At 49.3% G+C, this 12,314-nt stretch carries 10 protein-coding genes and 1 tRNA gene; 7 read left to right on the top strand and 4 right to left on the bottom strand.

Features of this window, described 5'->3' with window-relative positions; translation table 11 throughout:
* Positions 1-11: 11 nt before the first annotated feature.
* The 3 genes from parC to rraB all read left to right on the top strand — a co-directional run bounded on the left by parC (position 12) and on the right by rraB (position 3,420).
* Complete coding sequence (gene parC, locus LG288_RS08810; protein WP_404399829.1) at positions 12-2,273, top strand: DNA topoisomerase IV subunit A; 2,262 nt, start codon at positions 12-14, stop codon at positions 2,271-2,273.
* Positions 2,274-2,342: 69 nt separating this feature from the next.
* Positions 2,343-3,077 (top strand): 1-acylglycerol-3-phosphate O-acyltransferase, encoded by a 735-nt coding sequence (locus LG288_RS08805; protein WP_404399828.1) that lies wholly within the window; start codon positions 2,343-2,345, stop codon positions 3,075-3,077.
* Positions 3,067-3,420, top strand: a complete 354-nt coding sequence (gene rraB, locus LG288_RS08800; protein ID WP_404399827.1) for a ribonuclease E inhibitor RraB — start codon at positions 3,067-3,069, stop codon at positions 3,418-3,420. The genes LG288_RS08805 and rraB overlap by 11 nt, the downstream gene beginning before the upstream one ends.
* A 55-nt stretch (positions 3,421-3,475) precedes the next feature.
* On the opposite strand, the gene LG288_RS08795 is transcribed toward rraB, so the two are convergent.
* The 3 genes from LG288_RS08795 to pepA are packed head-to-tail and all read right to left on the bottom strand — an operon-like array spanning position 3,476 to position 8,292.
* Positions 3,476-6,325 carry a valine--tRNA ligase gene (locus tag LG288_RS08795; RefSeq protein WP_404399826.1) on the bottom strand — a complete coding sequence of 950 codons (2,850 nt, stop codon included), beginning with the start codon at positions 6,323-6,325 and terminating at the stop codon, positions 3,476-3,478.
* A 7-nt stretch (positions 6,326-6,332) separates the two neighbouring features.
* A complete protein-coding gene (locus LG288_RS08790; protein ID WP_404399825.1) occupies positions 6,333-6,782 on the bottom strand; it encodes a DNA polymerase III subunit chi in 450 nt (149 codons plus the stop codon).
* Between the two features lies 1 nt (position 6,783).
* A complete protein-coding gene (gene pepA / locus LG288_RS08785) occupies positions 6,784-8,292 on the bottom strand; it encodes a leucyl aminopeptidase (protein ID WP_404399824.1) in 1,509 nt (502 codons plus the stop codon).
* Between the two features lie 134 nt (positions 8,293-8,426).
* Between pepA and lptF the strand changes: the two genes are divergently transcribed.
* Positions 8,427-9,527 (top strand): LPS export ABC transporter permease LptF, encoded by a 1,101-nt coding sequence (gene lptF / locus LG288_RS08780; RefSeq protein ID WP_404399823.1) that lies wholly within the window; start codon positions 8,427-8,429, stop codon positions 9,525-9,527.
* Positions 9,527-10,597 (top strand): LPS export ABC transporter permease LptG, encoded by a 1,071-nt coding sequence (lptG, locus tag LG288_RS08775; RefSeq protein ID WP_404399822.1) that lies wholly within the window; start codon positions 9,527-9,529, stop codon positions 10,595-10,597. Before lptF ends, lptG begins: the two co-directional genes overlap by 1 nt.
* A 1-nt stretch (position 10,598) precedes the next feature.
* On the opposite strand, the gene LG288_RS08770 is transcribed toward lptG, so the two are convergent.
* Positions 10,599-11,108, bottom strand: a complete 510-nt coding sequence (locus tag LG288_RS08770; protein ID WP_404399821.1) for an RDD family protein — start codon at positions 11,106-11,108, stop codon at positions 10,599-10,601.
* Between the two features lie 205 nt (positions 11,109-11,313).
* On the opposite strand from LG288_RS08770, the gene LG288_RS08765 reads away from it, so the two are divergent.
* Positions 11,314-11,398: transfer RNA gene (locus tag LG288_RS08765), tRNA-Leu, on the top strand.
* A 96-nt stretch (positions 11,399-11,494) separates the two neighbouring features.
* Complete coding sequence (locus LG288_RS08760; RefSeq protein WP_404399820.1) at positions 11,495-12,274, top strand: PhzF family phenazine biosynthesis protein; 780 nt, start codon at positions 11,495-11,497, stop codon at positions 12,272-12,274.
* The last annotated feature ends 40 nt before the right edge of the window (positions 12,275-12,314 follow it).

Raw genomic sequence — 12,314 nt, 5'->3', positions numbered from 1 at the left:
GGAGAGTGCCGATGTCGACCGAAGTCAGTGAACAGACACCCCTGAGTCGTTTTACCGAAGAGGCGTACCTAAACTACTCGATGTACGTGATCATGGATCGTGCCTTACCGCATATCGGTGATGGCCTAAAACCGGTCCAGCGACGCATTGTTTATGCAATGTCTGAATTAGGCTTGTCAGCTGTAGCAAAATATAAAAAATCGGCACGTACTGTCGGTGATGTGCTGGGTAAATTTCACCCTCATGGCGACAGTGCCTGTTACGAAGCTATGGTGTTAATGGCGCAGCCCTTTACTTATCGCTATCCGCTGGTGGATGGTCAGGGCAACTGGGGCTCTCCTGATGACCCTAAATCTTTTGCTGCGATGCGTTATACCGAAGCAAAGCTGTCAAAGTTCAGTGAAGTTCTGCTAAGTGAACTCGGGCAGGGAACATCGGACTGGATCCCCAACTTTGATGGCACGATGAAAGAGCCGAAAGTCCTGCCGGCACGCCTACCGCACATTCTGCTTAACGGAGTGACGGGTATTGCCGTAGGTATGGCGACTGATATTCCCCCCCACAACGTACGCGAAGTGGCTAACGCCTGCGCCGTGCTGCTGGACAAACCCGGGGCGGATTTGGATCAGCTGCTGGAGCATGTGCAGGGGCCTGACTATCCGACCGATGCAGAAATTATTACGCCCACAGAAGATATTAAAAAGCTTTACCAAAGTGGTCGTGGCTCGGTAAAAATGCGGGCTAAATACGCCATTGAAGACGGTGAAGTGGTAATTACCGCGTTACCGCACCAGGCGTCGGGTGCGAAAATACTGGAGCAAATTGCTGCACAAATGCAGGCGAAAAAACTCCCTCTGGTAGCTGACTTGCGCGATGAGTCTGATCACGAGAACCCCACTCGTCTGGTGGTTATTCCCCGTTCTAACCGGGTTGATATCGAACAACTGATGAATCATTTGTTTGCCACTACTGACTTGGAAAAGCAGTACCGGGTTAATCTGAATATTCTGGGGCTGGACGGTCGCCCGACTGTTAAGCCTTTGCTGGGGATCTTGCAAGAATGGCTACAATACCGGCAGCAGACCGTTACCCGGCGGCTGCAGTTCCGGTTGGATAAAATCTTATCGCGGTTACATATTTTAGAAGGTTTACTGGTCGCTTATTTAAACATCGACGAGGTCATTGAAATTATTCGTTATGAAGATAAGCCAAAACAAGAACTCATTAGTCGGTTTGGCATAAGCGATAAACAGGCGGAGGCAATCCTTGAGCTTAAGCTGCGTCACTTAGCAAAACTGGAAGAAATGAAGCTAAAAGGTGAACAGGATGAGCTGGAAAAAGAACGAAAAAAACTGGAGCAGATATTAAACTCCGATCGTCGCCTTAAGACCCTGATTAAGAAAGAACTGCTGGCGGATGCAAAGGCCTACGGCGATGAACGTCGCTCGCCACTGGTTGAGCGTAAAGAAGCTAAAGCGCTGACGGAGCGGGAACTGACTCCGGCTGAATCCGTGACTGTGGTACTGTCTCAAAAAGGCTGGGTCCGCAGTGCCAAAGGACACGATATCGACGGCGAAAAGCTAAACTACAAATCGGGTGATAACTATTTAGACTCTGCCGAGGGTAAAAGCAATCAGCCCGTTGTCTTTATCGACAGTTCCGGACGAAGTTATTCCTGTGAAGCGCATCTGCTGCCTTCGGCTCGGAGCCAGGGAGAACCTTTGACCGGGCGTTTTAATATTGTCGCCGGTGAAAGCGTTGAACAGGTGCTGATGGGCAAGGAGCAGCAGCATTATTTACTGGCTTCTGATGCAGGCTATGGATTTCTTTGTCAGTTTAGTGATTTAGTGAGTCGCAAAAAAAATGGCAAGGCCGTTTTGACCTTGCCAACCGGGGCCCGGGTGATCGATCCGGTGCCCGTTGAACACCCGCAAACGGACCGTGTGGTGGTGGTATCCAATGAAGGCAGAATGCTGGTTTTTCCGGTAGCCGATCTGCCACAACTGAGTAAAGGTAAAGGCAATAAGCTAATCAGCATACCTGCTCTGCGAGCGCAGACCCGGGAGGAATATGTGGTAGCTTTAGCGGTGGTTCCGCAAGGCGCGGTGATCACTCTGCAGGCGGGTAAGCGCAAGCTGACTCTTAAGCCGGCTGACCTTGAGCACTACCGTAGTGAGCGGGGCCGGCGTGGTAATAAACTGCCGCGGGGGCTGCAACGTGTGGATGCCATTGACGTCGAGGAGGCTGCAGCGCCTAAGTCTGCAGCTGAATAATGATACTGATCGGACGTTTAAAGTCGGTAAAGTGGTTATACTGAGCGGACAAACTCAATAGGAGATAAGATGTTAGCTGTTGTTCGCTTAGTATTGCTTGGCTTATTTGTTGTGTTAGTGGGCATCACAGGCTGCATTTTCTGCCTCATCCGGCCCTTTCACCGCAATAATGCCTATTTATGGGCGCGAATTTTTGGCTCTGTGACGCGCCTGTTGGGGCTGAAATTGCGGGTGAAAATGCACCCTGATATACCAGCGGGCGGGCCTTATGTTTATATTTGTAACCACCAGAATAGCTGGGAAATTTTTACTCTTGCGGCGACTTTGCCACCAAATACGGTAACTCTGGGCAAGAAAAGTCTGAAATGGATTCCCTTCTTCGGTTGGCTGTACTGGCTGGCCGGTAATATTTTGATTGATCGTAATAATAAAGGTAAAGCCCACGGTACTATCGCCCAGGCCGCTGCAGCGATTAAAAAGCGCGATATTTCAGTGTGGATGTTTCCTGAAGGAACCCGCAGTGGCGGGCGGGGCTTATTACCCTTTAAAAATGGCGCTTTTCACACAGCCTATCAGGCTGGTGTTGATATCGTCCCGGTATGCGTTTCGAGCCTGCATGATAAGATAAAGCTTAACCGCTGGGATAACGGTGAGCTATTAATTGAGTTTATGCAGCCCGTGCATATCGCCAACTACCGCAAAGAGACGCTGCGCGACTTAAGCAAGCATTGCCGCGATCTGATGCAGAATAAAATTACCGAGCTTGATGAAGCTGTCGCAAAAAGGAAGCCGCATGACCAGTAATGTGAATGAATTATTACAGCAAAGTGAGCAAACAGTAGAAGCGCTGATTGAAGATGGTGCCGAGCCCTCAGCCTTATATGAAATCGAACATCATCTGGCGAGCCAGGATTTCACTAAACTTGAAAAAGCTGCCGTCGAGCTGGTGAAAGAAGGATACCACGTTGACGATGCCGACGAATTTGATGATCCGCAGGGCCAACGCTGGTTTGCCTTCGCCGCGGTTACCGATGCAGAGCTTGATAAAAATGTATTAGCCGCACAGGTCCAGCAAATTGCCGAAATAGCGGATCAGTGCGGAGTTGAATACGATGGCTGGGGAACCTTGCTGGACGAAGAAGAATAACCATAAAAAAATGCCGCTGAAACAGCGGCATTTTGATATTAACAGCGCAATAAATTTAAAGCGCCTGAATCTTTTCTAATTGTTGACGAAGCTGCTGTAATTGTTCCTGAGCCTCGGCTTCTTTTTCGCGCTCTTTGGCTATCACCGACTCTGGTGCCTTGTTGACAAAGTTTTCGTTACTCAATTTACCGCTCACCCGTTGCAGATCTTTTTCTGCTTTATCAATGGCTTTTTGCAGACGTTGACACTCGGCCTCTTTATCGATCAGACCCGCCATCGGTATATGCAGCTGCATGTTATCAACCAGCGCCGTCATGCTGGCTGGTGGCTCATCAGAAGCCTCTAAGAACTCAATCGAGTGCAGCTTAGCCAGACTGCTGAGAAAGTTTTTATTTTGTTCTATCCTTGCTGTTTCCATGGTGTCAGCGTGAGACAGCAACAGTGGCAATGATTTATTCGGTGATAAATCCATTTCGCCGCGGATATTACGCACCGCAACAGTGACGCGTTTAAGCCATTCCATATCCTGCATAGCCTGAACATTAGTGTCCGGGTTTTCAGTCGGGAAGGGCTGCAACATAATGGTGTCACCGGTAACACTTGTCAGGGGTTTAATGCGCTGCCAGATAGTTTCGCTGATAAAAGGAATAATCGGATGCAATAAACGCAGTAGCTGTTCCAGCACGTTAACCAAAGTGTGCCGTGTACCGCGCTGCTCTACTTCAGTACCCTGTTGTAAAATCGGCTTAGTTAATTCAAGGTACCAGTCACAGAACTGATTCCAGGTAAATTCATAAGCAATTGAGGCGGCCATATCGAAGCGGTAGTTATCCAGCGCCTGACGGAACTCCCGGACTGTAGCGTTTAAGCGTGCCAGGATCCATTCATCAGCAAGAGATAACTTCATATCTCCGCCCTCAACACCACAGTCGTGCTGCTCGGTATTCATTAGCACAAAACGACTGGCATTCCACAGTTTATTACAGAAGTTCCGGTAACCTTCAAGTCGTTTCATGTCCCAGCTGATATCGCGGCCGGTGGAAGCCAATGCCGTGAGGGTAAAGCGTAATGCATCGGTTCCGTGTGGGGAGATGCCCTCGGGGAACTGTTTGCGCGTGGCCCGCTCAATTTTTTCACGCATTTTAGGCTGCATCAGATTCGCGGTACGTTTGGCAACTAAGTCATCGGCACTGATGCCGTCAATCATGTCCAGAGGGTCCAGCACATTACCTTTGGACTTCGACATTTTTTGTCCTTCCTCATCACGGATGAGGCCGGTCACATACACTTTCTTAAACGGGACTTCGGGCCGACCCTGCTCATCTTTGATGAAGTGCATGGTCATCATGATCATGCGAGCGACCCAGAAGAAAATGATATCGAAGCCGGTGACCAGAACGTCCGTGGGATGAAAGGTTTTCAGATCGTCCGTGTTATCGGGCCATCCGAGAGTCGAAAAGGTCCACAATGCGGATGAAAACCAGGTATCCAGTACGTCCTCATCCTGACGTAGGTTAGTACTGCCAAGGTTGTGCTGCTGGCGAACTTCATCTTCGCTGCGACCGACATAGACATTGCCTTCGTCATCATACCAGGCAGGAATTCGATGCCCCCACCATAACTGTCGTGAAATACACCAGTCCTGGATATCGCGCATCCAGCTAAAATACATATTCTCGTATTGCTTTGGCACAAACTCAATACGGCCGTCTTCGACTGCAGCAGTGGCCTGCTCGGCCAGCGGCGCGGCCCGCACGTACCATTGATCGGTCAGGTGAGGCTCGATGGGAACACCACCACGATCACCATAAGGAACTTTATTGGTATGTGATTCAGTTTTTTCCAGTAAGCCTTCTTGCTCAAACTCAGCAATTAACTTCTTACGTGCAACAAAACGCTCAAGGCCGGCATATCGCTCGGGTAGCTGGCCGTCAAAACCTGCTAACTGTTCCAGCTTTTCACCGGTGCTGGTATACAATCCAGCGGTGGCTAAAATATGCGCTGTATCGTCAAATACGGCGATCATGCCCAGTTGATTGCGTTTGCCCACTTCATAATCATTGAAGTCATGAGCCGGCGTTATCTTTACACAACCGCTGCCAAACTCAGCGTCAACATAGTCGTCGGCGATAATTGGAATACGGCGGTTAACAACGGGCAGAATAATCTCTTTGCCAACCAGATGCTGATAACGGTCGTCATCCGGGTGTACAGCAACACAAACATCACCCAGCATGGTTTCAGGGCGGGTGGTTGCGACTACCAAATAGTCCTTTCCTTGCTGCGTCGTTGCGCCATCAGCGAGCGGATATTTCAGATGCCATAAGTGGCCTTGCTGCTCTTTGTTTTCGACTTCCAGATCTGAGATTGCTGTCTGTAGCTTGGGATCCCAGTTAACCAGGCGTTTGCCACGATAGATCAGGTTATCCTGGTGCAGTTTTACGAAAACCTCCCGCACAGCCGTAGATAAACCCTCGTCCATGGTAAAACGCTCACGGTCCCAGTCAACTGAGTCGCCCAGGCGACGCATTTGCTCAGTAATCGTGCCACCGGATTGCTCTTTCCATTCCCAGACCTTATCGATAAACTGCTCGCGGCCAAGTTGCTGGCGGCTTACACCATCAGCGGCTAATTGCCGTTCCACCACCATTTGTGTGGCAATGCCGGCGTGATCCGATCCAACCTGCCATAGCGTGTTTTTACCGTCCATACGCTGATATCGAGTTAAAATATCCATAATGGTATGCTGAAATGCATGGCCCATATGCAGGCTACCTGTCACATTGGGAGGCGGAATCATAATGGAATAGGACTCACCGTCACCCGAGGGCTTAAAGTAGCCCTGGCTTTCCCATTGGTGATAAAGGTTTTCTTCAATGTCTTTGGGGGAATACGTCTTGTCCATAATGACCTTATTTCTGCTCAGGATTTAAAGGTTGAGTGTTTAGCTGAGAGCCGTTCGCCCGATAATGCTTGTATCGTTCCCGGGCAAGTGTCTTGCCTTGCTCGTCGGGCGGCACAGTATCAAATACGGTATGGCTTTGCTGTGCCTGCACCGGGACCTGATCGGCAAGATTTAACAGTACGTAGCCGGGGCGTCGCTGAACGCTGCTGTCGGCCGGCCAGCACAGCTCAACGGGTACGCCGTTAGCAGGTCCCTCACCGTGCAGGTTGTGCGGTATAAAAGCATCTGCCGGGCGCTGCCATAATAATTCATCAAGGGCCTCAGCATGTTGTTGATCGCGCGCCCACACACGAACTTTTTTATACTGCCGAAATAACGCGGCAATTTTATCGCAAATTAAGGCATTTTGCTGCTCTGCATCGACTTCAGGTAACAGCAAAAAAGTAACGTTTGGCATGCTATTCAGCACTTTCGCTGTTATTACAGCGGTTAATAAGAAACTGCGTTAATAATGGTACAGGACGACCGGTCGAACCTTTGCTCGAGCCGCCCTGCCAGGCCGTGCCGGCGATGTCCATGTGGGCCCAGGTGTACTTCTTAGTGAAGCGTGATAAAAAGCATGCGGCGGTGATGGTGCCGGCTTCTTTGCCGCCCAAATTTTGCATATCCGCAAAAGGGCTGTCCAGTTGTGACTGATATTCATCCCATAGCGGCAAGCGCCAGGCTTTATCGCCACTTTGCGAGGCGGCATTCAGGATTTCACTGGCCAGTGGATTATGCTGGCTAAGAACCGCTGATGCATGAGATCCCAGAGCAACCACGCAAGCACCGGTTAAGGTCGCCATATCGATAACCAATTCGGGCTCAAAACGCTCAACATAGGTTAAGGTATCACATAACACTAAGCGGCCTTCCGCATCGGTATTCAGCACTTCTACCGTCTGGCCACTCATCGTAGTTAAAATATCTCCCGGGCGGTAAGCTTTACCGTCCGGCATATTCTCACAACCAGCCAAAACGCCGATAACATTAATCGGTAGCTGTAACTCTGCTAACGCCTGCATAGCGCCAATGACACCGGCTGCCCCGCCCATGTCATATTTCATTTCGTCCATATTAGCAGAAGGCTTGATGGAAATACCGCCGGAGTCAAAGGTTAAGCCCTTGCCAACCAGAACGATCGGAGCTTGCTCGTCGGAAGCCCCTTGATAATGCATTAAAGTCATCACAGACTCATTTTCTGAGCCACGACCAACGGCCAGGTAAGCATTCATACCCAGCTCCTGCATTTGGGCTTCATCTACGGTCGAGATGCTGAGGTTATCAAACTGCTCGGCAATTTCTTCGGCCTGTTCGACAAAATAACGCGGTGTACAAATATTTGGTGGCATATTCGCCACGTCCCGGCAGCGATCCATACCGGCCGCAACCGCTAAGCCATGTTGTACCGCTTGTTCGCCGACAGTTAGTTCCTTGCGGCTGGGTACGTTAAATACCAGCTTACGTAACGGTCGCCGCGGTTCTTCTTTTTTTGTTTTCAGCTGGTTGAAGCTGTATATCGAAGATCGTGCAGCCTCTACCGCCTGGCGTACTTTCCAGTAAGTATCACGGCCTTTAACGTGTAGTTCACTCAAGAAGCAGACTGCTTCCATCGAGCCCGTTTCGTTTAGGGTATTAATGGTTTTAGTAATGATTTGCCGGTACTGGCGCTCATCCAGTTCGCGCTCTTTGCCGCAGCCAACCAATAAAACCCGCTCGGCCAGGACATTGGGAACATGGTGTAACAGTAAAACTTGCCCCGATTTGCCCTCGAGGTCGCCACGGCGTAATAAGTTGCTTAAATAGCCCTCGCTGACGTTATCCAGTTGTTCGGCTACTCCTGAAAGTCGGCGTGGTTCAAAAACACCAACGACGATACAAGCAGAGCGTTGTTTTTCCGGGTTACCACTTTTTACGCTGAACTCCATGAAAAGGCTCCTGTTTCGATAGGGCTTAAGGCCTGCTATAGTTTACCCAAAGCATAAATTTGTTGTTAAAATAACAAGTTTACTTAAAAATCTCAGCTATTCCAGTAAAAACCAAGGTTAAAGAGTCGATATCTGTGCGCATTTTTAAATATTTAATCAGCGAGACCTTCAAGTCACAACTTGCGGTTTTGTTTATTCTGATGACTATTTTTGTCAGCCAGAAGTTTGTGCGCGTGCTGTCTGACGCATCGGAAGGTGATATTCCGGGGACGATTATTTTTCAGTTATTATCGTTGAACTTACCGGCTCTGCTGGCACTGATTTTACCCTTAAGCTTGTTTCTGGGTATTCTGCTGGCGCACGGACGTATTTATGCAGATAACGAAATGACCGTACTGCATGCCTGTGGCGTTAGTGAATGGTATGTAACCCGCGTAACCTTAGTGTTAGCCGTAATATTAGCTTTAGCCACGTCGGTATTAACCCTCTGGGCTGTTCCCTGGGCGTTGGCGCAGGAACAGCATATTGAGGAACAGGCACGTGCAGACAGTGGTTTAACGGCATTGATGCCGGGGCGCTTTCAACAGGCCAGTAACCAAAAAGCGGTGATTTTTATTCAACAACAAACGGACGATGGCAAACTTCAGCAAGTTTTTGTTGCTCAGCACCAGCATGAACAAGGTCAGTTGCAGTCGGGCAGTGTAGTGATGGCTGATAGTGGTGAGGTGATAACGGAGGTATCGGGGTCACAGTGGCTTGAGCTAAATTCAGGTAAGCGTTTTGCTGGTGACGGCGAAAGCTATCAGCTGATGAATTTTGATAGTTACCGCCTGCAGATTAAAGAGCAGCCGGTCAATGAACAGTTGCGCAAACTGGAAGCCTATTCGACAGCAGAGCTGGCCGAGCGGAATACCCCCGCAGCCACTGCCGAATTACAGTGGCGTATTGCCATTCCTTTAGCAATGCCGTTGTTAACTTTAATTGCAGTACCGCTGAGCCGCGTGAATCCCCGGCAGGGAAAGTTTGCCCGCATGGCTCCTGCGTTACTGATTTACCTGGGTTACTTTTTGCTGCTAATGGCAGCCAAGTCGGCGGTTCGGGACGGTGTCATTCCAACCTCGATAGGTCTCTGGTGGATCCATCTGGGCCTATTATTGTTCGGCTTCATTTTAATTTTTAAAGGCCGTCCGACAGGGCTTAGATTTTTAGCCAGTTTACGTTGGGGGCGCAGCTAATGTTCGGTATTTTAGATAAGTATATTGGCATTACCGTGCTGCGTACGTCACTGCTTAGCCTGGCAGTACTGACTGGTTTATCTGCCTTAATTCGGTTTGTTGAACAGCTGAAAGCGGTAGGCCGGGGTAATTACGAAGTTATTGATGCGGCTTTGTTTGTGATGTACAGCCTGCCGCGGGATATTGAAATATTTTTCCCCATGGCAGCGTTACTGGGGGGCTTAATCGGCATGGGAATGTTGGCCAGTAATTCAGAACTGGTGGTGATGATGGCTGCCGGTCGGTCGCGTTTAAATATTGCGGCAGCAGTAATGAAAACGGCTATCGTGATGATGGTCGCGGTGATGGCTATCGGTGAGTGGGTAGCGCCACCGATGGAAGCCAAAGGGCGTCTGATAAGGGCGCAGGAAATTTCTGGCGGTAGTTTGATTTCGGCACAGCGCGGAGTCTGGGCAAAGGATGGTAATCGCTTTATTAATATTGGCGAAGTGCAGGACACCGGTCGCTTAAACAAGGTATTAATTTATCAGTTTGACCAGCAGCAACAGCTAGAGCAGGTAACCTATGCGGATAACGCGGTTTTCAGCAATGGTGACTGGCGGCTTAATCAGGTCACCATAACGGAGGTTGGCGAGCGTGAGATTATTGAGCGAAAAGCGCCGGTAGTAAACTGGCAGTCCAGCTTAACGCCGGATAAATTGGGAGTGGTTACGGTGAAGCCAGAGTCTCTCTCAATCAGCGGGCTGCTTGACTACTTAACTTACCTGCAGAGCAATCAACAGTCGTCCCAACGCTATGAACTTGCGCTGTGGCGTAAATTATTAGCTCCGCTAACGGTAGCCGTGATGTTATTGGTCGCATTATCGTTTATTTTTGGGCCGTTGCGATCAACCAGCATGGGCGCCAGAATATTACTGGGCGTCGTTACCGGTTTCGGCTTTCATGTGACCAACGAAATTTTTGGCCCGCTGGCTCAGGTTTACCAATTGCCGGCCGTGTTAGGCGCCTTATTACCGAGCCTGGTTTTTGCGGCACTGGCTGTGTATTTTATGCAGAAAAAGGGTACCTGAATTATAAATCGTGCCAATAAAATAGCTGGTTAGCATCTTTTGATAAAACGACCAGCTCGGTACCGGCAACATAATCCTGAATTGCCCGGCGGTTTTTAAAATCGACAAGAACCCATAATGAGCCAATACCACCAAAACAAGTAAGCAGTCTTAACACCGTCTGTTTTAAACTTAACTTACTGCCATCCCGGTTTTGCAGTTTCAGACGCCAGGCCCGCATCCCCACGGTCTGGCCTGATGTCTTCCAAAAATAACCAAAAAACGTACCCAGTACCAATACTAAATAAATACCATACCACGGCCCTTGTGACAGCCATGCCGCATGGTCAGTATTTTGGTCGAGCTGGATTATGCCGGTGGCCGACAACAACCCAGCAAAAGCCAACGCCAGTGCAGATGCCAACATGATAATGGCGGCGGCAACCAGTAAATCGTAAAACCAGGCGGCTAGTCGGCGTAAGAAACCTGCACTAGGGAAACTTGCGTGTAATTTCTGGGCTTCAGTTATCATATGTTCGACCAGAGTCGTTATGCTTTCAATGCTCAGAATAATAACACGAACACGGTTAACGGGGCAGTGGCAATAAGAAAACATAAAACTGCTTAAGTAATCGCCAGTTAAACGAAAAAGCATCGCTTTTAAGTAATCTTTGCTTGATTAGCGTCAGGCCATGGGTATAATTCGAGCCGTTGGTTAATCAACACCTGCACCTTATGGCTCAGTGGTGGAATTGGTAGACACGCCTGATTCAAAATCAGGTTCCTCACGGAGTGGCGGTTCGAGTCCGCCCTGAGCCACCACTATCGATAAAGCTCTCATCGACTTAAATTGCCCCATCCGCACAAATCAAATAAGCTTCGTTAACACTACGTTCTGTTTAACGAAGGAGTTACCTGATGCAGTTACCTTTGTACCAAGTGGATGCGTTTGCTGAACGCGCTTTTGAGGGCAATCCGGCGGCAGTAGTGCCGTTGCAAAAGTGGCTGGCGGACGAAACGTTGCAGGCAATTGCCGAAGAAAATAATCTATCGGAAACCGCTTTTATTATTCCTGTGTCTGATCACTACGAACTGCGCTGGTTTACGCCTGCTGCTGAGGTCGATTTGTGTGGCCATGCGACGCTTGCCGCAGCGCATGTAGTGTTTGAACACTTAGGGCATACAAGTGAGCGGGTAACTTTTGCTACCCGCAGTGGGGATTTACAAGTGACCCGCACCGAGCATGGGTTAATGATGGACTTTCCGGCTACCATGCCTACTGAGGTACCCGTTCCGGTTGCCATTTCGCAAAGTATTGCTCATGAACCTCTTACTGTACTGCTGGGCTTTGATCATATTGTTGTGCTGGAGACCGCGCAGCAGGTACGAGCCTTACAGCCTAACCTTGAATTATTAAAGCAGCTGGATTCCCGCGGAGTTGTCGTAACGGCTCAGGATCATGATTACGATTTTGTCAGCCGCTGCTTTTTTCCCAAACTTAATGTACCGGAAGATCCGGTAACCGGCTCAGCGCATTGCCAATTGACGCCTTATTGGGCAAAGCAACTGGGAAAGCAAAGTTTGATTGGCCGGCAGGCTTCAAAACGCGGTGGCACCTTACGCTGTGAGCTGCAGGGTGAGCGCGTGCAGTTGCTGGGAACGGCTATTGACTACTTGCAGGGGAAGATTAAATTTTAACATTTTTTTAAAAAGTGGGTTGCAGGTTGGACCAGCAAAT

The sequence above is a fragment of the Idiomarina seosinensis genome (assembly GCF_044797955.1).
Taxonomy (GTDB): Bacteria; Pseudomonadota; Gammaproteobacteria; order Enterobacterales; family Alteromonadaceae; genus Idiomarina; species Idiomarina seosinensis_A.
Note: the sequence above shows the minus strand (reverse complement) of the source record. Positions and strands in the feature narration are given on the sequence as shown.

Bases quoted from the DNA above. Each gene is read 5' to 3' on its own strand.
- LG288_RS08795 (WP_404399826.1), bottom strand. From the start codon at position 6,325: ATGGACAAGACGTATTCCCCCAAAGACATTGAAGAAAACCTTTATCAC.
- parC (WP_404399829.1), top strand. From the start codon at position 12: ATGTCGACCGAAGTCAGTGAACAGACACCCCTGAGTCGTTTTACCGAA.
- rraB (WP_404399827.1), top strand. From the start codon at position 3,067: ATGACCAGTAATGTGAATGAATTATTACAGCAAAGTGAGCAAACAGTA.
- LG288_RS08760 (WP_404399820.1), top strand. From the start codon at position 11,495: ATGCAGTTACCTTTGTACCAAGTGGATGCGTTTGCTGAACGCGCTTTT.
- lptG (WP_404399822.1), top strand. From the start codon at position 9,527: ATGTTCGGTATTTTAGATAAGTATATTGGCATTACCGTGCTGCGTACG.
- LG288_RS08790 (WP_404399825.1), bottom strand. From the start codon at position 6,782: ATGCCAAACGTTACTTTTTTGCTGTTACCTGAAGTCGATGCAGAGCAG.
- LG288_RS08770 (WP_404399821.1), bottom strand. From the start codon at position 11,108: ATGATAACTGAAGCCCAGAAATTACACGCAAGTTTCCCTAGTGCAGGT.
- LG288_RS08805 (WP_404399828.1), top strand. From the start codon at position 2,343: ATGTTAGCTGTTGTTCGCTTAGTATTGCTTGGCTTATTTGTTGTGTTA.
- pepA (WP_404399824.1), bottom strand. From the start codon at position 8,292: ATGGAGTTCAGCGTAAAAAGTGGTAACCCGGAAAAACAACGCTCTGCT.